Here is a 24,248-nt window from a genome sequence, read left to right as displayed (position 1 = left end):
GGAGGATTATGACTAAAGTTTCTTTGTTTTTTGGAGCTGGTGCTGAATGTTCATATGGACTACCATCAGGTGGAAAGTTCGCACTTGATATTTTTAGAATGAATACTAGTGATGATAAGATAAATTTAAAAGAACAATTAAATAATGTTGATAAGCAATCAAATTATGCAAGGTGGTTACCAGAAGGCTTTGATAATAAAAAACTAACTGCTTTTACAAAGACACAATATGAATCAATCGTAAAAGGTAGTTTAGAAAACAAAAGAAACAATATTTTAGATTACTTAAATAACTTTGATGAAAAGGTTAACTTAATATCACAAAGGTTGTATGATAATGGACTTGATATTGATAAAGTATTTTTAGATATAACAGGATTAGAATTAGGCGCCTATAATTATTCTCACATAATAAAGTTAAATCCATTGCTAGGAGGAGATAACTCCATTTTTGGAAGTAACTATTTTTCAGCATTTTTAAAACTTCTGGAAATAGAAAATGTGAGTTATCCATTTAAGTTAAATATAAGAAATATAACAAGAGCAATACTTGAACTATTAATAGGATCTTTAGGTGAAGATTTAATACATAGATTAAATGATGGAATTTTTTATGATAGTCCAGAAAGCATAGATTTATTTGATGATCTTGGAGCAATATTTACATTAGATTATACAAATACAGGCATGAAAGGCTTAGAACTATTAATAGAAAATGAAGATTTAAATATAAGAGAAGACTACAGTAATGAAGAGAAAATAACTAAATTTGGATTGCAGATATTAGAAGATATATATTCAAAAGCATTAGATTATCAAACATTAATTGATTCTAACTGGAGATACATTTATAGTCCAAAAACAGATTGGGGTAAATTCAACAAAATAGTTATATTTTTATATACAGTAAAAAGATATATAGAATCAATAGCTAAAAGCAATACAGAAAGAATAAAAGAAGGCAATGGATATTATCATGATGTTTTATATCTAAAAGAATTTGTAGATATAAATGCAATAGGAACAACAAACTACAATTCATTTATAGAAGATATAACTAAGGAAGATGTCTATTACCTAAATGGATCGATAAATGATTACTATGATCCATATTTAAATAAAATAATATCCTTTGATGAAAACAAAGAGAAAAAGCATATAATAGTACCTTTCTTATTTACTCAAAGTGGTATAAAACCATTAACCTCAGTTAAGATGTCTAAAAGATACGTAGATATGTTTAATAAGTTTAAAGAATCAGATATCATTTGCGTGTGTGGATTTGCTTTCAATTGTGATGATGGACATATAAATGGCTTATTTAGAGAATTAATAGAAGATTATAATAAAACTATATGCATACTTCATTATGTAGATGGAAGCCACTTCAACTTAAGAACAACAATAAATGAATATAAAGAAAAGTTGAGACTAGATAATACGTCAAACTTAAGAATTATAGCCGTAGATGGGAATAGAAATGAAATTGGTAGTGGGGAGAAGTGGTTTGAGGTTATGGTTAGGAAGGGAAGGATTTAAAATAATAAATGGTGAACAGTACCATAAATAAATGATAAAACTAGTCTTAATCAAGGAGCATAACTTGTTAAGGCTAGTTTTGTAAGTTAAGTAGCATATTATAAGGTTAATAGTATATTATTTATCAAAAATATAAATGAATTTAAAAACTTAAGGTTTCGTAAGAATTTTTTATAATTGATGTAAACTCTATCTTCTACAATAAAGTCATAATGCGCGAGGGGGAGTAGAAGATATGAAAAGAGTATTTAAATCAATTCTAGTGTTTATAATAATATTGTTATTATGTTGGTATGGAGTAAATAGTATAAACTATACTAGAATAGAAAAAAGAAATAGTAATGTAAATGATATTTTAATTTTAGTAAATAAAAAAAATGGGTTAGATAAAAGCTATATACCCATAGGATTAACCATACCTGAAATACCATTTTCTGATGAAGTAACAAATGAAGAAAAACAGGTAGCAGGAATTATAAAAGAACCATTAGAAGAATTAATAAATGAAGCTAAAAAAGATGGAATAATCTTAAAAGGTAATTCTGGATATAGGTCTTATGAATCTCAAGAGATTATATATAATGATAGGGTAAGAGATGAAGGTAAAAGAAGTGCAGATGCATATGTAGCTAAACCTGGATTTAGTGAACACCAAACAGGATTATGTATAGATATTACTAATGAGTATAAGTATTTTGCTGAAGGAACACTAGAAGCTGAATGGCTTGAAAAAAATTGCAGTAGATTTGGATTTATTATAAGGTATCCTAAGAATAAAAAAAGAATCACTGGAATAGAATATGAACCTTGGCATATTAGATATGTAGGAAAAGATGTGGCAAAATATATTTATGTTAATGGAATTACATTAGAAGAATACCTAAAAAAATAAAGTGTGGAGGAAATATGAGTTATAATAATATTCTTGTAGTAGATGATGAAAAAGAAATTAGAGATTTATTAGAGATAAATCTTAAAAGTGAAGGATATTTTGTATTTAAAGCTAGTTGTGGCAAAGAGGCGTTAGAAATATTAAATAAAGAAGTAATTCATTTGATAGTATTAGATATTATGATGCCAGATATAGATGGATTAGAGGTTTGTAAAAGAGTAAGAATAAATAACAATATTCCTATTTTAATGTTAAGTGCAAAAGTTGAGGATATGGATAAAATACAGGGAATAATGACTGGGGCAGATGATTATATATGCAAACCCTTTAATAGCTTAGAATTAATAGTTAGAATAAAGGCACTAATTAGAAGGACATATTTTTTAAATTCTAAAATATCAAATTCAGATAATATAATAATTATTGACAATATGATTATAGATAAGAGACAGCATAGGGTGACGGTAAATAAAAATGAAGTAGTACTTACAGCAAGAGAATTTGACATTTTATATTTGTTAGCTACTAATAGGGGAAGAGTTTTTAGCGCGGAGGAAATTTTTGAAAGAGTATGGAAAGAGAAATATTATCAATCAAATAATACAGTTATGGTTCATATGAGCAGATTAAGAGATAAATTGGAACAGAACTCATATGGAGATAAGATAATACATACTGTATGGGGAGTTGGATACAAAATTGAAAAATAAAATAATTGTTAATTGTTGGATAAAACCAATAGGTGAAATAGCAATATCAGTAGTGTTAACATATATAACAGCAAGTCTAATTAGAGAATTAATAATTTTATTATATAGGTATACAAATATTAAGATTATTGACTTTATATGGAGTTTATGGAACACACTACAGTATGAGGATATTGGCAGATATCTTTATATAATTGTAGCTTTACCTTTATTTTTAATTATAAATTACGCAATAACGTACAAAAAAAATAAGGACTTAGCTACAATTATAGAAGAAACAGAGATAATGGTAGAGGGAAATTTAGATAAATTAATAGATATTAAAGCATCTGGTTATATGAAAAGTTTAGTAGATAATATAAATAATATATCAACCCAACTTAAAGAGATTATGATAGAGGAGAGAAAAGCTCAGAAAACTAAAAATGATTTAATAACTAATGTCTCGCATGATTTAAGAACTCCATTAACATCAATAATAGGATATCTAGAGTTTATTGATTCTGATAAGTATAAAGATGAGGTGGAACTTAGATATTATATCAATATAGCATATCAAAAGTCTAAAGATCTAAGTTTACTTATAAATGATTTGTTTGAATTAACAAAAATGCAAAATAGCAGTATTGTTTTAGAAAGATCACAAATAAATTTAGTAGATTTATTAGGACAATTGGTGGTGTATTTTAAAAATGAGTTTAAAAAAGAAAATATGAAGGAAAGAATTAATTTTTCAGAGGATAAGTTAATAGTATATGCGGATGCAAGAAAGTTAGTAAGAGCATTTGAAAATCTATTATCTAATTCGATTAAATATGGAAAACAGGGATATTACGTTGATATTATAACAAAAGCTGAAGATTCTATGGCAATTGTTCAAATTATTAATTATGGAGAGGCTATACCTGAAATAGATTTGCCTCATATTTTCGATAGATTTTATAGAGTTGAAAAATCTAGGAATAGAGAAATAGGAGGAACAGGATTGGGATTAGCAATAACAAAAAATATTATTGAATTACACAGCGGTTTTATTTCAGTAAGTAGTGATGAGAATAAAACTATTTTTGAGATAAGATTACCACTAAGCTATAATGAAGCTTAGCATATAATTTTTTTACTAATTTATTATAATAAAATAAATCTAAAATATAAATATATATTATAGTTAAGAATACTGTAATAAATAAAGATAGTATTTACAAGAAACTTCTATGTGTAATTATATTACATATAGAAGTTTTTATATTTTAGAGAGTATTAATGATAAAGAGAATAGTTGACAAATAGTCTAATTAGACTATAATGATTATGTAAAAATAGTCTAATTAGACTATTGATGAGTTATATTAATTTTACATCAATAAAAGAGAGGATGAAAAAAGTGATTAAATCAGTTTTAATGTTAGGCCAGTCAAATATGGCAGGTAGAGGTTTTATTAGTGAAGTGCCTCCAATTTATAATGAAAGGATACAAATGTTGCGTAATGGTAGATGGCAAATGATGACTGAACCAATTAATTATGACAGACCTGTTGCAGGAGTAAGTCTAGCAAGTTCATTTGCAGAGGCATGGTGTTGTAAGAATGAAGATGATATTATTGGCTTAGTTCCCTGCGCAGAAGGAGGAAGTTCAATAGATGAGTGGGCTGTAGATAAAGTACTTTTTAGACATGCAATAAATGAAGCCAAATTTGCTATGCAAAGTAGTGAATTGGTTGGAGTTATATGGCATCAAGGGGAAAGTGATAGTCATAATGGGAATTACAAAACATACTATGAAAAGTTACTGTTAATAATTGAAGCTCTTAGAAAAGATTTAAATGCTCAAAACATTCCAGTTATTATTGGTGGATTACCAGATTTTTTAGGAAAAGAAGGATTTGGAAAAGGTTGCACTGAATATAATCTTATCAATCAAGAATTAGAAAAGTTTGCAATTGAACAAGATAAATGTTATTTTGTTACTGCATCAGGCTTAACTTCTAATCCTGATGGAATTCATATTGATGCAATTTCTCAAAGAAAATTTGGATTAAGATATTTTGAGGCTTTTTATAATAGAAAGCATGTATTAGAACCATTAACAAATGAAGGTGATTTAGTAAATTCAATTTGTTCAAGAGTACATACTAAGACGGAGAAAATATATATGAAAAGTATGAATTTTGCATTAGGGAAAATATCATATGATGAATTTTTAGCTCAAGTTACAAAAATTAATAATGACTAATGATATAATTAAAAAATAGTGTATTACAAATTGAAAAATATAAAGGGGATAATATTTTGATACCATTATTAATATTAGGTTTAATAAAACAAAATCCAGGTTCTTATGGATACGAATTACTATCATTAATGGAAGAGAGACACTACAAATATATAGTGAATTTTACCAAAGGATCTTTTTATTACAATCTTCAAAAATTGGAAGAAAAAGAATATATTAAAAGAGTTGATAAGTTAAATAATGTTAGAGAAACTCAAAATTATATAATAACAGAATTGGGAAATAAAGAGTTTGAAAAGTTAATGTATAAGTATGGATGTAAAACTGAGTATATAAATTTACCTTTTTATGGGACAATGTTATTTGCTGATGAATATAAAAAAGAGGACTTAGAAAAAATAATAGAAATTCAAATAGAACAAACTAAGGATAGAATTTTTTTATTAGAAGAATCTATTAGAAATGATAATACTGTTGAGACGTATTTTAGAAAGATGATGGAAAATTCACTTTCTCATCATTTAGTAAATCTTAAATGGTTTGAAGATTTATTAAAAAATTTACATGATAGTAACATGAATAAATAATCTTTTACTATAAAAAAATGAGCCATTATGATCTTATCATATTGGCTCATTTTTATTTACTAAATAAGAATGAGGTTCTATGCACTATGTAGTGCTGATAAAATATAAATATACATTACAAAAGACTGGAGGAATTCTTTATGACAAGAGATATTTTTAATGCATAGCAGAGGCTATTGCATTATTATAAAAATGTAATGAAATAGCCTTTGCAAATCCTAAAAATTGAATGACTAGGAGGAGTAAAATGAGCTATTTAAAAAAATACCAATGGGAAATAGTTCCTGAGAATTTACCAATAGTTAAAAGGAATTGTCCTAAATGTAATCAAAAATCACATTATATAAATAGTGAAAAATTTAGAGTAAATGCAAATAAAAATAACATTGATATTTGGCTAATTTATCAATGTGAAAAATGTAAATCTACTTGGAATATGACAATATATGAAAGAATAAATCCTAATGATATTAATAAATATGAATATGAAAAATTTCTTTCTAATGACAAGGGATTAGCTAGAGAATATGCCTTTAATTTAAGTGTATATAATAAAAATAAAGCTGGAGTTATTTTTGAAGATGTAAATTATAACTTAATTCAAAGAAAATTAGAGGCGGATTATATAAAAGAAAATGAACTAGTTATTGAAATTATTTGTAAGTATCCAATAGAAATGAGAGTTGATAAGCTCTTAAGTGATAAACTTGGGCTTCCAAGAAGTAAGATAAAAGATATGCATAAAAAAGGAATAATCTTCATTGATGATTCTAAAAATTCATTAAATACAAGAGTAAGAGATGGGATGGAGATACATGTTTTGAAGGAAGTAGAAAATATAGAAGTTTTACAAGCTATAATATAAGCTACTATATAGATATGTATGAATGTAATTCAGATATAGAAGTTTAGTATAGACCGATAAATGCTTTTTACTAATGATGGAAAATATCATAAATAAATAAGAAAAGTAGTCTTAATCAAGAAAAATTAATGGTTAAGACTATTTTTATAATTAAAAACACCGTTATGTAAGCTAAAAAGATAAATTAATTAATAGATTTTAATTGGAAAAATTAATTCAATATTATATGAGATACCTGTTATAAGATAATTATCGTATTCACTTTTTGATATAATAATTATAGGACAAAAGAAAGCTTAAAAAGTCGGGATATCAATCTTTTATGATGATAAGATTAGATTAACGAATTGAAAGGGGTTAAAATTATGGAATGGATTGAAAGTATTAGAGAAGCTATTTCTTATATTGAAGAAAATATTACAGAGGATTTATCCATTAAAGAAATTGCAGATAAGGTAAATATTTCTCCTTTTTATTTTCAAAAGGGATTTGGAATGTTATGTGGCTATTCTGTAAGTGAATACATTAAGAGAAGAAGACTTGCACTTGCCGGCAGTGAAGTCTTATCTAGTAATGAAAAAATAATAGATATTGCAATAAAGTATGGATATGATTCTCCAGATAGCTTTACTAAAGCTTTTACACGATTTCATGGGGTTACACCATCTGCAGTTCGTAAAGAGGGTGCTATGATAAAGTCATTTGTTGCCCTTAAAATTAAATTTTCATTGGAAGGTGGATATATCATGGATTATAAAATAGTTGAGAAGGATTCATTTAAGGTTATAGGAGCATCTAAGAAATTTAAATATGATACAGCATTTACAGAGGTACCTTTATTCTGGAATGAGCATATTTCACAAGGAAAACTAAAGGATATATGTGGAATGTATGGTATTAACATTGATGAGGAAATGGGCGGCAATGAATTTGAGTACCTTATTGCAGAGGATTATTCTAAAGAGAAAGAAGGCATGGAAGGGTATATAGTTAAAACAATTCCTAAGTTTACTTGGGCTGTTTTCCCTTGTTATGGACAAGGAAAAACATCAATTCAAGAAACTAATAAGAAAATATTTTCAGAGTGGTTACCAAACTGTAGAGATTATGAGATTGCTGCAGGTTATAATGTAGAAATGTATAGTGATCCAAGTGAGTATGAAAAAGGGATTTCAGATGAAAATTACTATTGTGAAGTTTGGATTCCAGTAAAGAGAAAATAACGTAATGGAATTTTGAGATTAAAGATATCAATAAATAGAAGTGATAGGTCTAGATATCGTTGAAAAAGCATTAAATGAGAATAGTAAAAGAGGTAAAATTTTGATTTAACATGTATTAAATTTAGGGCAGTAGATAGTCTTGCGTAAAAGCAAAACTATCTACTATTTTTTGTATGAACAGTTGGTAGTTATAGAATAATATACCACAAAAATTTTGGAGGAATTATTATGACAAAGAAAATTGATACTAACTTTGATTACAATGAAGAAATTAAAAAATGTAAAACTTGAGCCACAGATTATAAAAAAATATGAAACTGTATGTACTAAATTAGATAAAAAAATATTACTGGAAATAAAAATTTCCAGTAATATAAAAAACAATAAAAATAAAAACTACACAAAATTATCTAGTCGCTCTTAAATTTACAAATAAAGCTATGGAAATAATATTTAAATACTATTTCCACAGATCTAATATAATAAAACTACTTAGTAGCAATTAAAGAAATTAATTTATTTGAGTTATTTAATTCTTTAATGTTTTTAAATCCTGACAAGTCCAAGTCTTGTAATATACTTTCCTTTGTTACAAAGTGCTTATGAACTCCCTCTTTCCAATCACAAATTAAAAGCTTACCATCATTTTTTAAAACTCTTTTTGCATCTTTTAATAAGCTTACAGGATCTTTTAGTTCATGATGAACTGTAATCATAAAAACTAAGTCAGCAGTATTTTCAGCTAAAGGTATTTCATTTTCACTCATTATTGCTACGGATAGCCTTCCAGTTGAGGCATCCTTTCTATTTTCCTTTACCCATTTAATCATATCTTCAGAAATATCAAATCCTAATCCCTTAGAATTTGGTAATTTACTTAAAAAGGCTTCGGAAAATATACCAGTACCTATACCAATATCTATAATTGTACTATCTTTAGATAATTGTAATTCTTCTATAATTTTATCTAAATCAATTAAACTTAATCTTTCAGGATCATTTAGTTTATTTAATTTTTTTACATCAAATTTATGATTATTCATTTATAGTCTCCTTTACTAAATGAAATGTTATAGTTTATTTTTAGTAAAATAAATACATGCTTATTATATAAATTATAATAACTTAATTTAATATATATTTCAGTGACTAAGTTACATATAAAAATTTATTTTTATCTTAATATTAGATATAACAAATACTTTTATAATAAGGAGATTTTTAATTATGGGAAAATATATTATTGCTTCAATTATTGGTGCTTTATTAGGATATATATACTATAAAAAAATTGGATGTGCCAGTGGAACATGTCCAATAACTTCTAATAAATATGTATCTATTATATATGGTGCTCTTTTAGCAAATCTATTTGTTTCTTAAAAGTCTAAAAATAATTAGCATTTTATAATCTAAGATAGGCAAAGAAAATAAAAATTCCAAGTTTTCTTTTAGGTATTATAATCAATCATTGGTGGCAGTATGTATTGAAAAAAATAGTTGTAGAATTTTCAAAGAAAGAATAAAAACCTTAGGTTTGTTGTTCACATTTATGTGATTGACCAATCTACAGTTTATTCATCTTCTTTTATATTGGTGTTAGTTATAAGCTTATAGATACTTTAAGCTGAACTAACTATTTGTTAGTAAGAAAGAAAATATATATAATTACAGGATGATATTTGCTAATAAATAACAATTATCCTGTAGGTTCAATTCAAAAATTGTAATATCTAAAAATAGATATGAATTAATGAATATGATATAAATAAAAAAAATTAGTTAAGGAGAAATTATAAATGGAACGTTTAAAAAATAAAGTGGCAATTATTACTGGTGGAGCAAGAGGTATGGGAGCATCTCATGTACGTTTATTTGCAAGTGAAGGTGCAAAAGTTGTCTTTACTGACTTAAATGAAGAACAAGGTAGAATACTAGAGAAAGAAATAGGTGCTAATGTGAAATTTATAAAACAAGATGTTACAGATGCCGCTAGTTGGGAAAAGGTTGTAGAGGATACTGAAAAAATATTTGGACAAGTTAATATTTTAGTGAATAATGCTGGTATAAGTATAAATAAACCTTTATTAGAAATTACTGAAGATGAATATAGAAAAATTGTAGATATAAATCAAGTATCTGTTTTTCTTGGGACTAAGGCAGTAGCGGCTTCTATGAAGAAATCAGGAAATGGTTCAATAGTAAATATTTCATCTATGAATGGATTAGTAGGTGGGGCAATTGGTTATACAGATACAAAATTTGCAGTCCGTGGAATGACAAAGGCAGCAGCAATTCAATTGTCACCACTTGGAATTAGAGTTAATTCAGTACATCCAGGTGTAATAGAAACACCGATGGTTACTGAAGGAGATTCATATGAAGTGATTGAGAAACTTTCTAAACAAATTCCAATTAGAAGAATGGCTAAATCTGAAGAAGTTTCAAATCTAGTACTTTATCTTGCTTCAGATGAATCAAGTTATTCAACAGGATCAGAATTTGTTATCGATGGTGGATTAACTGCAATGTAAATTAAGAGTAAGTTATAAAAATAGTAACTTCGAATTTACAGTCGGCTCTACATTTTTTATATTTTATATATTAATATAATTGATAAACATTTTAAATAAATGAAAAAGTAGTATTAGGCAAGTTATATAAATTCCTAATACTACTTTTTTTTACTTTACTATGGATATAATAAGTTGCTATGCTAATTTTATCAGTTAATACGATTGATTTTTAGCAAACTTACAGCAGTATAGATATGTACAACGTCCAATATAAACATCAATAAATATAATAAACTTAAGGTAGAGACAGATGAAAAGGATAATCGTATTAATAGCCTGTATTTAATACAAAAAGGAAGAGAGGCACTTCCTAAAATAGAAGCAGTGTTTTTAAAATTAGCGGATATTTTTACAAAGGATTTATTATATCTATTTTTATAATTAAGTTACCAGCTGTAACAGGAATAGAAACTACAATGCTGGCTAATAGTATTTATGAAATGGAAGATGACTTAGAAAATAAAAGATACATCCAGCCAATATACATATGTATTAGCAGTAAAGAATCTTGTAATAAGTAATTTAATATATTTAGAGACTTTGTTTATTGGATTTGTAATACTGTAGAATGTAATACAAAATAAATAGAAATTATAATACATTCACATATTAAGAGATAAAAGTTATTGAGATAGGATTTAAAAGACTATCCATAATATTTAAAGATTAAAACTATAGGATAGCCTTAGGCATTTATATATCTTGCCTAAGGCTATTTTTATAACCTAAATACCCTATAATAAATCAGAGTGAATATAATTTTTAATTTAATCAAAAGAGTTTTTCAATATTACTTATGTAGCAAAAGAAAATAATCAAAATTTTATCTTGTATCATGGAAATTCTAAATGGAAAATAATTGTATATTATACAATAAAAATATACAATATACTCATAGAGCATGTGTTATGTAGTGCTACATAATAATTATTAACTGTAAAAAAACATAAATAAATAAAAATTTGGATGAAAATTAGATTGTTTATGGAAGGGTAGGGAGATGAATGAATAAGATATTAATCGTAGAGGATGATCCTCAAATTAATAAGATGATACAAACTTTATTAAAAAAGAACAAATATGAAACAGTAGCTGCATTTTCTGGTACAGAGGCTCTTTTGTTATTAGAAAAAGAGTCCTTTTATTTAGTGTTATTAGACTTAATGCTACCAGGATTAAGTGGAGAAGAGGTTTTAACTAAAATTAATAAATTGCAAATTCCTGTTATATGTGTATCAGCAAAAGATGATTTGGATACTAAACTTGAGATAATGAGAAATGGAGCAGATGATTATATAACAAAGCCATTCAACAATGAGGAATTAATTGTAAGAATATCAGCAGTGTTAAGAAGAATAAACAAGGGTTCATTACCAGATAAAACATATATATACAAATTCAAAGACTTAGTTTTAGATAGTGAAAATCATATAGTGACTATTAAAGATGAGGCTATTGAGCTTACTGTAAAAGAGTATAGAATATTAGAACTGTTAATTAGTAATCCAAAGAAAGTATTTACAAAACAGAATATATTTGAAAGCGTCTGGTCTGAAGAATATCTTTTTGATGAAAGAGTGGTTACAGTACATGTTAGTAATCTTCGTAATAAATTAAAAAATGGAGAATCATATATAAAAACAGTTTGGGGTATAGGATATAAAATGCAGGATAATTAATTTATAAAACTTTATACTTTCTTGATAAATTAAAAATCTTATTTTAATATTTTTATTTTATTATTTAAATATGGAAAAAATAATACTTCTATGTAAAGAAATTAAGGGGTAAAGTATATGGGATTAGTATTACAAACTGATAGTTTAACAAAAAAATATGGAAAACAAATAGCTGTAAATAAGGTTAATATCAATGTTGAGAAAGGTGATATTTATGGTTTAATAGGAAAAAATGGTGCAGGAAAAACTACAATTATGAAAATGGTTTGTGGGTTGATTAGCCAAAATCAAGGAGATATTAAGCTTTTTGAAAGTAGTAATTTAAAAAAAGGTAGGAAAAGGATAGGAACTATCATTGAACAGCCAGCACTTTATCCTAACATGACAGCAAAAGAAAATTTGATTTATTATGATAAGCTTCTTGGTATTACAGACTATGGTAATGTTGAGGAAGTTTTAGCTTTAGTTGGTTTAGAAGATACGGGCAAAAAGAAAACCAAATCTTTTTCCATGGGTATGAAACAACGTTTATCAATTGCAATTTCTTTAATAGGTAATCCAGATTTCCTTATTTTAGATGAACCTATTAATGGATTAGACCCTTCTGGTATTAAAGAAATTAGAGAATTACTTTTAAAATTAAATTGTGAAAATGGTATTACTATTTTTATTTCATCTCATATTTTAGGAGAACTTGCTAAAATTGCAACGAAATATGGCATTATTAAGAAAGGTGTATTGATTGATGAATTTTCAGCTAAGGAATTAGAAAAACGTTGCAAAAAGTGCATTTCATTAGTGGTAAATAATTCTGAGAAAGCAGTTTATATCATAAAAAATACTATAAAAAGTACCGATTATAAAGTATTGGAAGAGGGAAAAATCTGTATTTATGACTGCTTAGATATTCCGGAACAGATTAATAAAGCTTTAGTTGAAAATAATGTCTTGGTGTCAGGTTTAACTTTGGAAGGCAATGATGTAGAGGCTTATTTCATAAAAATGATGGGAGAAGATTAGTGATTATGAATGTAATTTCAAGTGAAATTTATAAAATATTTAAAAACAAAATTTTTTATGGAACCTTGATAGTATTTTTAGTGATGAATGTCATTGCATTTGTTTCTGGGTTTAAAGAAAAGTTATCTTCTGGTTCTTCTGAAATGCTAGGAACAGGAATTTCTACTTATCAAGCATCATATGAAGCAGATGGTATTATATATATAATTCTTATATTTGTAGCTTTTTCAATTACTGCTGAATATGCAAATGGTAGCATACGTCAAATGGCTAGCCATGGAATAGAAAGATGGAGATTAGTACTTGGTCAGTATATAGCAATATCTTTGGTTATTACTATAGTTGTGTTAGGTTTTGGATTTATAAATTTATTGTCATTTACAATATTATCTGGATTAGGTGAAATTGACATTACTGTGTTTATGCGCATGAATTTAGGAATGCTATGTATAATTTGGGCAAGCACAGGGGTTGGTACTTTTTTATCTCATTTATTAAAAAATGTAGGTATTACAATTATAGCGTCTATAGTATTGGCTGTAGGAAGTAATTTTATAGTTAATATATTTGCCTTATTAACAAATAATGATACTTTTTTAATGTACGGTCTTAGTAATATGCGTAAAATTATAATTAATTTTGTTTCAAAACCAGAGGATATTATGAAGTGTTGTCTTGTTTTAGTGTTAATTGGTGTAACTGCAATTTTAGGATCTTGTATATTATTTTCAAAAAGGGATGTAGAGTAACTATATCAATAAAGAAAGTTTGTAAGTGATATTACAAGATGATTTAAAAAAGTAATAAATTATTTAAGGTATATATAGGAAGAGAAGGGAGAAGATGATTTTGAATATATTAAGAACAGAAAATTTATCAAAAATTTATGGTATGGGTGATACAAAGGTTAATGCATTAGATAATTTAAATTTGAGAATAGGAAAAGGTGAATTTGTTTCAATAATTGGACCTAGTGGCTCTGGAAAATCTACACTGCTTCATATGTTAGGTGGTGTGGATCGTCCAACAGAAGGGAAAATATATATAGAGGATACTGATATATCATCTATGAATGAAACTGAGTCAGCTTTATTTAGACGAAAAAATATAGGTATAATTTATCAGTCTTATAATTTAATTCCTACATTGAATGTAGAAAAGAATATATTGTTACCAATGCTATTAGATGGAGTAAAACCTAAAAAAGAAGAATTTGATAAGGTTATAGAAATGCTTGGATTAAGCAAAAGGCTTAATCATCTTCCCAATCAGCTATCAGGTGGACAACAACAAAGAGTTGCTATAGGAAGAGCACTAATTTATAAACCATCAATTATTTTAGCTGATGAGCCTACTGGAAATCTTGATAGGAAAAATACTAAAGCAACTCTTGAATTATTGAAGCGTTCAAATGAGGAATATAATCAGACAATTGTAATGATAACGCATGATGAAGAAATTGCATTATCAGCACATAGAATGATTACAATTATTGATGGGAAAATAGTGTCAGATGAGGTGAATAAGTCATGAAAATTATGAATGAATACACGTATCACCAGTTAAAAAAGAATAAACGGCATACAATTTCTATATTAGTAGCTATAACAATTGCTTCATCATTATTGTGTTCATTATGTATTTTTCTATATTCTATATGGGACTCAAAGGTAAATACAGCAATTGAGCAAACTGGTTATTGGCAGGGAGAAATAACTGAGTCCATTTCTGGTGATAAATTAAAACATATTACAGAAAATCCAGCTATTAAAACTACAATGATTAAAGGAAGTTGGATTACAGCAGAGCTTCAGGATACAAAGCGCCAATATTTGTTATTGAGAGATGCAAATAAGGATTTTTGGAACAACATGAACTTTAAAAATAGTGTTATAGAAGGAAGACTTCCAGAAGAATCGGGAGAAATTGTTATATCGAAACTATTCTTTATAGATAATCCACAATATAAAGTTGGTGATAAGGTAACACTCCCAATAGGGTACCGTATGTTAAATAACGTAGCAATTCAAACACAAGCTTATAAACAAGAAGGTGAAACCTTTGAGGTATCAGGAACAAAGACTTATACAATAGTTGGAGAGTTAGACATATCTGCAATTTCTTTATTTCCAGGATATATTGCAATGGGATATTTGGATGTTTCAGATATTCAACCAAGTGATGAACTTACAGTTTATATGAATTTTAAGAATGTTCGAGGGATATATAAGGAACTACCAGATATTGCTGAATCTATTGGATTAAGTAAGGACGAACATGGACAATATAGAGTTATGTATAATACACAGTTATTGAATTTATATGGAATAAGCGATAAAAATAATACAAACACTCAATTTATTTTAATTCTAGCTATAGCAGTAATCATGCTTTTACTAATTATGGGAGCATTTATTCTTATCATTTATAATGCATTTGCTTTATCAGCTAATAGTAGAATTAAGGAATTAAGTATTTTAAAGAGCTTAGGAGCAACACCAAAACAAATTAAGTATTCTGTCCTCTATGAGGGATTTTTGCTATGGATTGTTCAGCTTCCAATTGGTTTAATAATAGGATATATGTTTAGTTATCTTGTATTTTCTAAGGTTAATGGAATTTTGAGCCTTATAGAAGATTATAAGAATATTCGGGTTTGTTTTTCTTGGATAGTTGTTATTTTTTCATTACTCATATCATTAATTACAGTTCTAGTTTCAGCATATATTCCAGCAAGAAAAGCAGCAAAAGTGCCAGCTATTTCTGGAATACTTCAAAATAGTCAGGTAATAAAAATTAAAAAGCAAAAACGTAATTTAATAATTAAGAAAATATTTGGGATAGAAGGTGAGCTTGCAGGTTCACAATTTTCAGCAAATAAGAAAAGTTTACGAGTAGCAGTTCTTTCTCTTTCAATGTGCTTTATTTTGATAGCTGGTTATACCAATATTATTTCCATATATAATTTAGCTGATTCTCAAAATAGTAAAGAAGTTAGTCATGATATTACAGTTTCTCTAAATGTCGTTGATGAACCAAGCGACGAAATGATTAATAGGATTACTTCAATGCCAGAAGTTAAAGATAGTGTTATTAGAAGGCAGGTACGTACTTCAACATATGTAAGTTCAGAAGACGAGTCAGATGTTTTTGCTGCATCAGGTGGATTTACTGAAATAAGCAGCAATAAATACAATGTATTAAAAGAAGATGATAAATATAGAATTATAGTTAATCTAGTAGGATTGAGTGATGAATCATTTGAAAAATATTGCAATGATATTGGAACTGACTATGAAAAATATAATACAGAAAGTACAGTATCAGGTATATTGATAAATAGAACATATCATATACCTGTTGATTCAAAAGTTGCAGAAGAAATTCCATTTTTAAATACAAAAGAAGGAAGTGAAATGAGTTTATATGAAAAAGTAGATGATGATATGGATACAACCAATAATTTTAAGATAAAAATAGGAGATGTTACAGATAAATATCCTAGTGATATAAATAGTAACAGATATAGTCTAGCTTTAATAATACCAATGAAGAATTATGATAAAATAGTTAACGATTTTTCACCAGAGCGTATTCTTGAATCTAGTAGAATGTCAATTGATTTGTTGGTTGGGGATGAGGCTAGTGTAAATGCAAAGAAAGAATTAACACAGACTTGTAGCTCTTATTTAGGATCAGAAGATTTTAGTATATGGACTTTATTAGAAGAAAAAAATCATAAAGAACTAGTTCAGAGAGCTATTGAGATTGGTGTTTCTGCTGTTGCATTAATGATTGGTATGATTGGTATTTTTAATGCATTTTCTATTGTTTCAAATAATATGAGATTACGTAAAAAAGAATTTGCTATGTTAAGGTCAGTAGGATTAACTCCGAAAGGATTAAATAAAATGCTTACATTAGAAGGCTTATTATTTGCATTAAAACCAATTGTTATTGCTATTCCTGTAGTATTTATTATATGTTGGTATATGCTAAATTTAACATCAATAACATGGAGTGAATTTATAACTGTCTTCCCAGGTAAATCAATTTTAGTTTATGCTATACTAGTATTTATATCTATACTTTTGGCTTATTGGTTTTCTTCTAAGTCTGTTAAAAGAAGTAATATTATAGAAGCAATGAAAGATGGACTAGTATAGTATTTAATGTTTATTATAGCTGCGAGTTTATTGTTGCAAAGGAGTTAATATGAAGGATGTTTGGGTGGTTACAACTTTTTTGCTTATGTTTATGCTTATTATACTAATTATTTATCATTTATATTATCGTATGAACATTAAGCATATTACTAGACAATTATTGGAAATAATGAATGTACCTGATACTAATGAACTTCTAACAGTACTGGCAAGGCAAAGTGATATCGTAGATTTGGTAAATATACTAAATAAGCTAATTAAAGATATCAGACTGTCACGTATACGAATTAAAAGGTTAACTATGAAGTTTAGAAAGGGTATAACCAATATTGCACATGATTTACGTACACCGCTTACAACTGCTAGTGGATATGTTCAAATGCTTCAGGCAAGTGCTACAGAAGAAGAAAGCCAAGAATACTTAAGAATAATATTGGAAAGACAAAATATGGTTAAAATGTTGCTGGAACAATTATTTGAATATGTACGTATTGAATCAGGAGAAATTATTTATGAACACGTATCTATAGATGCAAAAAAAGTTTTTATAGATACGCTTGCTATGTATTATGATGATTTTAATAAGAACGGAGAAGAGCCTACTATTCATTTATTAGAAAAGCCATGCATAATACTAGGAGATGAACAAGGGATAAAAAGAATATTTTCTAATATCTTATTTAATGCAATTACTCATGGTAAAGGAGATTATTGTTTTCAAATCCAGGAAAAAGATAGTTATATATTTACGTTTTCTAATATTAGTGATCCAATGACTGGAGAGGATTTAGATAAAATATTTGACCGTTTTTATACAAAGGATCAATCTAGAAATAAAAAGACTACGGGGTTAGGCTTGACAATAGCTAAAGAAATTACAATGCAGATGAATGGAAAAATAGAGGCTTATTATAATAATAGTAGGTTCTTTATATCTATTTCATTTCCTAAAGCTTAATAATTTATATAAAAAGGTTAGTATTTTTTCTATGTAAAGGATAAATACTAACCTTTTTTACCTTATTATAGGGTAAATTGATTTTAAGTCTCACATAAAAAAAAAAGTGTAAAAAAAATACATATTAGTATTTATTTGACAAACTTTCTATGTTATAATAAATTTGAAGACAAGCTTGTCAAAAAAATAAAATAAGAAGTATATTATTTGCTTTATAATGAGAGGGGGATGTAAAATGTTAAAATTAAAGAATTCAAATAGTATGAACGTTAAAGCTAAAGCAGGTTGTGGTCGTTTTGATGCTAACTGTATCTTCTGTGATGGCGGCTGGTGGGACGTAAACAAGAGTGTTGAACGTTAGTAAAACGTAATTATTACTATAGTCTAATATAAGTTTTTATAACAAATACAAATAATTGATCTTCTATTTCTTATAGAAATAGAAGATTGGTTATTTTGTTTAAATAAGAATAAATTGTTAATAAGATAACTTACTTATAATTATTTTATAGGTAGCTTATTTTTTATTAATATAAAATATATTTATTGAAAAAATTAAAGCTTTAAGGGGGATTTATGGATACACATATTAAATTTTCAAATTTTAAAATATTTCAGAATGATGACCATAAATATATGTATTGTGTTAACGATAGCAAGATATTTGAAATAGATGACAGAACTTTAGCTTTATTAAACGAAGAAGGAAAAACATATGAAGAGATCGAAAAAGATTTATCTTCATTATTTAGTAAAGAGGAATTAGATGAACTTATTAACTCGATGCGTGAGTTCGGAATCATAGAAAATAAAGATGATAACATTGAAAATAATTATGATATAAATACTGACAACTTATCTGCAATCATTCTTTTAGTTGCTCAAGATTGTAATCTTAGATGTTCTTACTGCTATGCTGATGAGGGAAAATATAACGATTGTGGCAGAATGGATATTACTACCGCTAAAAGAGCAGTAGATTTTTTAATAGATAAATCTGATAGTGAACAATTAGGAGTTTGTTTTTTTGGAGGAGAACCGCTTTTAAATTTTGTATTAATAAAAGAAATTGTTTCTTATTGCCATGAAAAAGAAATAAACAAAAAATTTAACTTTAGCATGACTTCAAATGGTACTTTGTTAAATAAAGAGATTGAAGAATTCATTATAGAAAATAAAATTGCTATTCAAATCAGTATTGATGGTGATAAGAATACTCATGATTCAAATAGATATTTTAGTGGTAAAGTTGGTTCATTTGATACAGTATTGAGAAAAACAAAATCTTTAAGAGAAAAAGGTTTATTAAGTGCTAGAGGTACAATTACTACAAAAGAACTAGATTTAGTGCATACATATGATTTTTTAAATTCAACAGGATTTAACAGGGTTGTATTATCTCCAGCATTCAATTTATTAAATGATGAGGAATATGATGCAGTAGCTGATGCACATATAAATCTTTATTCAAATTTTGAAAATCGTATTAAGGAAAAGAAAATTGACGAAGTGAAAAATAATGTAATGGTTATGGAAACTTTGAGTTATATTCACAATTCTGGAATACGTACAACTGCTTGCGGTGCAGGTAAAAACATGTATGCTATAGATATTAATGGTGATATATACCCATGTCAAAGATTTGTAGGTAGTAAAAAAGCAATTCTAGGTAATATCTTTAAAGACGATGATAAGCAAAAAGAATTTGCTGAAAAAACTAAGATATATAACTTTGATAAGTGCAGTAGTTGTTGGACTAGAAATTTATGTGTTGGTGGATGTGTTCATACTAATTTTTCTTTAACAGATAATATGAATTTACCTTATGAGCCATTTTGTGAATATAAAAGAAAGACAACAGCTGAGGCAATTAATATATATTTAAGATTAAGCGATGAGGAGATTGATGAATTATTTAAAGAACAAAAAGAGTTACCTTGCATTAAATAATTTCTTAAATAATCACAATTATTTTAAACTGTTTAATAAATATATTAAGCCTTTTCTTTTGGACATCTTTATTTGTTTATTATCTATAATGATTTTCACCTCAGCTAATCTGATATATCCTTATATTATAGAATTAGTTATTGATGATGCATTAGTTAATAAAAGTATAAATAAATTGTTTATATATACTTTTAGTATGTTTTTTATTGTAATAATTCAGTCGCTTTCTAGATATTTTGTTGCAAATAAATCTTTAACTATATGCCAGAAAATAATACTAAAAATAAAAGAGGATATTACGGAACAGTTAAGTAAATACTCTCAAATATTTTTTGGAGAATATAAAAGATCGCAGATTATATCAGTAATTGAAAATGATCTACAACAGATTGAAAGAGTAGGAATATATATAATAACAGAGTTTCTAGTTTCAGTAATTACAATTATAGGATTATTAATTATAATATTTGTAATAGATTATCATATATCTATAGTTTGTATTGCTTTATTAATTTTGTATGCATATTTACAAAAAAACAATGGAAAAAAATTAAAGAGCTACTCATTAGGGTTAAGTAAAAGTAAGGGTGAACTATATTCACATACACAAGAATTGGTATTTAATATATCTGATATTAAAATGTTAAACTATCATCATCAGTATAAAAAAAATTATTTGAACAAGTGTATAGAATATTTTAAAAAGGAAAAGAGGATTACAAATCTAGGAGTTTGGTCAAATATTGTAGGAATTGTTTTTAATAATTTAACCTTAATTATAGCATTATGCTTAGGTGGTTATATGATGTTAAATGAAGAAATGACTGTAGGTATATTATTTTCATTAACAGTTTATACTCAGCAATTATTTTCACCAGTAACTGTGCTTACTAATTTATATGTAGAATTAAAAAAGATACAAGCTTCACTAAAAAGAGTATCTAATATATTGCATAATAAAAAGTATGTAATTCAAGAAGGTTATAAGTCTTCAGAGCAACCATTATATGGTGATATTATTCTAAAAGATTTCAGTTTTAGTTATGGTAAAGAGAATATATTTAATAAAGCTAATATTAATATTGAAAATCGATCAAAAATTGCATTAATAGGAAGTAATGGTTCAGGTAAAACAACATTGATAAGATTGCTTATGAGGTTGCAGGAAGATTATCAAGGAGAAATACTTTTAGATGGGTGTAATATTGAAGATTATAAATTAGATTATCTAAGGGAAAATATTATTTGTATTAGCCAAAGACCGTTTATACTTAATGGTACAATACTTGATAATATTTTATTGAATAATAAGGAGTTAACAGAAGAAAAAGTTAACGAAATTATTTCTCTTGTCTGCTTAACAGATGATATAAAAAATATGCCTAATGGTATAAATACAGTTATTGGAGATAATGGTATTTCTTTATCTGGAGGACAGGCACAGAAAATAGCATTAGCTCGTATCTTTGTTAATGATTATTCCATTATTATATTAGATGAACCTACATCAGCTCTAGACATTGAATCAGAAGAGATAATTTGTAAAAATATATATCAATACTTAAATGATAAAACTATTATTGCTGTTACACATAGAAAGACAATTTTGAAATATTGTTCCCCAATATATGAGGTGAAAAATAATTTAATAATAGAAAAGACATTATGTAAATAAATTTGTATTTTGAGTATTAAAAAATATATCATTAATCTAAAAAAAAGCTTAGTTATAGGGAATCTTTAAATTGATCACAAGTAAAGGCGTAGTAGAATTCGATTAAAAAATTAATAATTAACAAATTAGAAATAATCATGTTATATATTAATAACAAGATCATTTCTAATTTTTTATAAGGCTAAAATTTTTTCTTCCATATAATTTGTAACTTTGTAAGAAGTACTCCATTATCACTTGTAATATTGTGAATTGTATTAATATCGCTATTTTCATCATAAATTACTTCAGATGAAATATGTAGTGTATCTCCATCAGTTGTTTCCTTTTTAAATAGTACTTTAATGTTGAATAAATTATATTCATTTAAAATAGATCTTGGCAAAGTATCCATAGCCATTTCAATATACTTTACATTATTAACATGCCCATTAGAATCTATGTCACTATATCTAACAGGATAGTCTTTCGTATAGTCTGGTTTTTGAAGTTTAGGTATATCATCTAAAACAGGTACTTCAACTAATTCCTCTTTAAGACCATATATTTCGCTTTGTTTAGGAGATATCCTCATAGGACGCCTTTTATCGAAATCTATTAATATAGCTGTTGAAAAGACCTCTCCTACAATTTTCCCTTCAGAGTTTTTTATAGTGTTTTGCCTATAGCCATAGAACTTTTTTGTACCTAATACCTTGGTTTGAACTGTTATTTTATCTTTAAATTTAGGATATTCATATATAGTTATATCATACTTTAAAAGTACCCAAATACAGTTATTTTGAGCAAATCCTTCATTAGTTTCTCCTAAGTAATCAGATTGGGTTATGATGACATCCCATAAGAAATCTGCTAAGGATGAAAATGTACATTTATGTTCAGAATCAACATTAAAAATATTTATTGTATATTCCTTTTCAAAAATATCATTCAATTATATTTCCTCCTTTTATAAGGTTAACGTGAGTTTTATATATAACTCACTTTATAATTATTGACTGATTGTTCCATTTATAGTAGAATTTTTAATGGTTTGTAGATAAAATATGCATAATAAACGAAAATTTAAATGTTGCTGAAATAATAAGTAAAATAAAATTTATTAATTTTGATTAGTGTATTTACATTATTTTAGAAATGTTGAAACAAAGGAATAATATGAGAAAAATTTACGGAGGTAAAAGGAAATGAAGAGAGTTTATTTAGCTAGTCCATTTTTTAATGATACAGAAGTTGAATATTTAGAAAAGGTTGAGAAAATCTTAGAAGAAAAGGGGTTAGAGGTATTTTCACCTATGAGAAATCCAATGGATAAAAATGCTGAAGTTGGTTCTCGCCAATGGTCAATTGAAACTTTTATGAATGACTTAAAACATATTAAGTGGGCTGAAATCGTTGTAGGTATTTATCATGGAAATTACTCAGATAGTGGAACAGCATGGGAACTTGGTTATGCTTATGCTACTGATAAACCTGTTATTTTAGTTCATGTAGGTAAAGATAGTAATCTTATGGTTCATGAAGGAGCTCATGCAAATATAACTATAGAGGAACTTAAAAATTATGATTTTAAAAAATTAGAAAGTTCTTTTTATAGTGGTGAAATGCTTTAGTTAAAAAATAAATATATATCCATAATTGGAAAAAGGTTGCTAAAAAATTATTTTTAATCATTTTGTAGCAACCTCTTTTTTTGTATTTTAAAATTGATATTTTAGGAGTTATAATAAAAATATATTATGCTAGGATCTTCCTTAATTACTCCAATATTTTTTTAACGTATACCTAAAATACAAATATATTCGTCATTCTCAGAATTATATTCCATATTTTCTCGCTTACTTATGTCTGATTTAAATTTCTTTGTTTTTTGCTTTTCATAAAATTGAGGTTTTATATAAGATGTTTGATTATTTTTTCTATAAATACGTAATTTTCCTCACTTTTGTAATCGGCATCGGCAACTATATTTTTAAATTTCTTTAGATAAATTTCCTAGTTACTTTAAATACGAATAAAGTAACTACTATTAATATAATGTGTATACGATTGGGAAAGTAGATTATATTGACAGTTAAAATACTATATTATATACTTAAAAAGATTAATTTAATGAAAAGGAGAATTGAAGAGATGATTTTAGTTGTTCTTAACTAAACTATTAAAATTAAATAGT

At 26.5% G+C, this 24,248-nt stretch carries 22 protein-coding genes; 20 read left to right on the top strand and 2 right to left on the bottom strand.

Translation table 11 applies throughout. The features are described from left to right. Positions 1-8 precede the first annotated feature (8 nt). The 8 genes from I2E83_RS13630 to I2E83_RS13595 all read left to right on the top strand — a co-directional run bounded on the left by I2E83_RS13630 (position 9) and on the right by I2E83_RS13595 (position 8,048). A complete protein-coding gene (locus I2E83_RS13630; RefSeq protein WP_195430416.1) occupies positions 9-1,538 on the top strand; it encodes a hypothetical protein in 1,530 nt (509 codons plus the stop codon). Between the two features lie 235 nt (positions 1,539-1,773). Beyond that, entirely contained in the window at positions 1,774-2,430 is a 657-nt protein-coding gene (locus tag I2E83_RS13625; protein WP_195430415.1) for a M15 family metallopeptidase, read from the top strand. A gap of 14 nt (positions 2,431-2,444) precedes the next feature. Then, the gene (locus tag I2E83_RS13620; RefSeq protein WP_195266744.1) at positions 2,445-3,140 is read left to right on the top strand and encodes a response regulator transcription factor; all 696 of its coding nucleotides are present in this window, start codon (positions 2,445-2,447) and stop codon (positions 3,138-3,140) included. Continuing rightward, positions 3,130-4,245 (top strand): ATP-binding protein, encoded by a 1,116-nt coding sequence (locus tag I2E83_RS13615; protein WP_243249645.1) that lies wholly within the window; start codon positions 3,130-3,132, stop codon positions 4,243-4,245. Before I2E83_RS13620 ends, I2E83_RS13615 begins: the two co-directional genes overlap by 11 nt. A gap of 279 nt (positions 4,246-4,524) precedes the next feature. Next, positions 4,525-5,373, top strand: coding sequence for a sialate O-acetylesterase (locus I2E83_RS13610; protein ID WP_195430414.1), 849 nt, complete (start codon positions 4,525-4,527; stop codon positions 5,371-5,373). A gap of 56 nt (positions 5,374-5,429) precedes the next feature. Further along, complete coding sequence (locus I2E83_RS13605; protein ID WP_195266746.1) at positions 5,430-5,960, top strand: helix-turn-helix transcriptional regulator; 531 nt, start codon at positions 5,430-5,432, stop codon at positions 5,958-5,960. 247 nt (positions 5,961-6,207) lie between these two features. Further along, positions 6,208-6,825 (top strand): DUF1062 domain-containing protein, encoded by a 618-nt coding sequence (locus I2E83_RS13600; protein WP_195266747.1) that lies wholly within the window; start codon positions 6,208-6,210, stop codon positions 6,823-6,825. A 365-nt stretch (positions 6,826-7,190) separates the two neighbouring features. Next, on the top strand, positions 7,191-8,048 hold the full coding sequence (locus I2E83_RS13595; RefSeq protein ID WP_195430413.1) for an AraC family transcriptional regulator: 858 nt from the start codon (positions 7,191-7,193) through the stop codon (positions 8,046-8,048). Between the two features lie 488 nt (positions 8,049-8,536). Here I2E83_RS13595 and I2E83_RS13590 read toward each other — a convergent pair whose 3' ends face one another. Continuing rightward, positions 8,537-9,091 carry a class I SAM-dependent methyltransferase gene (locus I2E83_RS13590; protein ID WP_195430412.1) on the bottom strand — a complete coding sequence of 185 codons (555 nt, stop codon included), beginning with the start codon at positions 9,089-9,091 and terminating at the stop codon, positions 8,537-8,539. A 184-nt stretch (positions 9,092-9,275) separates the two neighbouring features. Between I2E83_RS13590 and I2E83_RS13585 the strand changes: the two genes are divergently transcribed. The 11 genes from I2E83_RS13585 to I2E83_RS13540 all read left to right on the top strand — a co-directional run bounded on the left by I2E83_RS13585 (position 9,276) and on the right by I2E83_RS13540 (position 22,072). Further along, positions 9,276-9,431, top strand: a complete 156-nt coding sequence (locus I2E83_RS13585; RefSeq protein ID WP_008678881.1) for a DUF6132 family protein — start codon at positions 9,276-9,278, stop codon at positions 9,429-9,431. Positions 9,432-9,847: 416 nt separating this feature from the next. Continuing rightward, on the top strand, positions 9,848-10,582 hold the full coding sequence (locus I2E83_RS13580) for a glucose 1-dehydrogenase (protein ID WP_195430411.1): 735 nt from the start codon (positions 9,848-9,850) through the stop codon (positions 10,580-10,582). A gap of 1,046 nt (positions 10,583-11,628) precedes the next feature. Further along, a complete protein-coding gene (locus I2E83_RS13575; protein WP_195430410.1) occupies positions 11,629-12,303 on the top strand; it encodes a response regulator transcription factor in 675 nt (224 codons plus the stop codon). A gap of 117 nt (positions 12,304-12,420) precedes the next feature. Beyond that, a complete protein-coding gene (locus I2E83_RS13570; protein ID WP_195266752.1) occupies positions 12,421-13,323 on the top strand; it encodes an ABC transporter ATP-binding protein in 903 nt (300 codons plus the stop codon). Positions 13,324-13,328: 5 nt separating this feature from the next. Beyond that, on the top strand, positions 13,329-14,072 hold the full coding sequence (locus tag I2E83_RS13565; protein ID WP_207733857.1) for an ABC transporter permease subunit: 744 nt from the start codon (positions 13,329-13,331) through the stop codon (positions 14,070-14,072). Positions 14,073-14,172: 100 nt separating this feature from the next. After that, positions 14,173-14,856, top strand: coding sequence for an ABC transporter ATP-binding protein (locus I2E83_RS13560; protein WP_195266753.1), 684 nt, complete (start codon positions 14,173-14,175; stop codon positions 14,854-14,856). After that, positions 14,853-17,489, top strand: coding sequence for an ABC transporter permease (locus tag I2E83_RS13555; protein ID WP_195430409.1), 2,637 nt, complete (start codon positions 14,853-14,855; stop codon positions 17,487-17,489). Before I2E83_RS13560 ends, I2E83_RS13555 begins: the two co-directional genes overlap by 4 nt. Positions 17,490-17,538: 49 nt before the next feature. After that, the gene (locus I2E83_RS13550) at positions 17,539-18,447 is read left to right on the top strand and encodes a HAMP domain-containing sensor histidine kinase (RefSeq protein WP_195430407.1); all 909 of its coding nucleotides are present in this window, start codon (positions 17,539-17,541) and stop codon (positions 18,445-18,447) included. Positions 18,448-18,682: 235 nt separating this feature from the next. Beyond that, on the top strand, positions 18,683-18,808 hold the full coding sequence (locus I2E83_RS18205; RefSeq protein ID WP_279325328.1) for a hypothetical protein: 126 nt from the start codon (positions 18,683-18,685) through the stop codon (positions 18,806-18,808). Positions 18,809-19,023: 215 nt separating this feature from the next. Further along, positions 19,024-20,397, top strand: coding sequence for a radical SAM protein (locus I2E83_RS13545; protein WP_195430404.1), 1,374 nt, complete (start codon positions 19,024-19,026; stop codon positions 20,395-20,397). Beyond that, entirely contained in the window at positions 20,354-22,072 is a 1,719-nt protein-coding gene (locus I2E83_RS13540) for an ABC transporter transmembrane domain-containing protein (RefSeq protein WP_195430402.1), read from the top strand. The genes I2E83_RS13545 and I2E83_RS13540 overlap by 44 nt, the downstream gene beginning before the upstream one ends. Positions 22,073-22,253: 181 nt before the next feature. Here I2E83_RS13540 and I2E83_RS13535 read toward each other — a convergent pair whose 3' ends face one another. After that, positions 22,254-23,006: an acyl-ACP thioesterase domain-containing protein gene (locus I2E83_RS13535; RefSeq protein WP_195430398.1), complete on the bottom strand. Its 753-nt coding sequence runs from the start codon at positions 23,004-23,006 to the stop codon at positions 22,254-22,256. Positions 23,007-23,259: 253 nt separating this feature from the next. Between I2E83_RS13535 and I2E83_RS13530 the strand changes: the two genes are divergently transcribed. Beyond that, on the top strand, positions 23,260-23,685 hold the full coding sequence (locus I2E83_RS13530; protein WP_195430395.1) for a nucleoside 2-deoxyribosyltransferase: 426 nt from the start codon (positions 23,260-23,262) through the stop codon (positions 23,683-23,685). Positions 23,686-24,248: the final 563 nt, after the last annotated feature.

The sequence above is a fragment of the Clostridium sp. D46t1_190503_E9 genome (genome assembly GCF_015555225.1).
Classification (GTDB): domain Bacteria; phylum Bacillota; class Clostridia; order Clostridiales; family Clostridiaceae; genus Clostridium.
The sequence above is the reverse complement of the archived record's forward strand: the minus strand, read 5'-3'. Positions and strand labels throughout refer to the sequence as shown.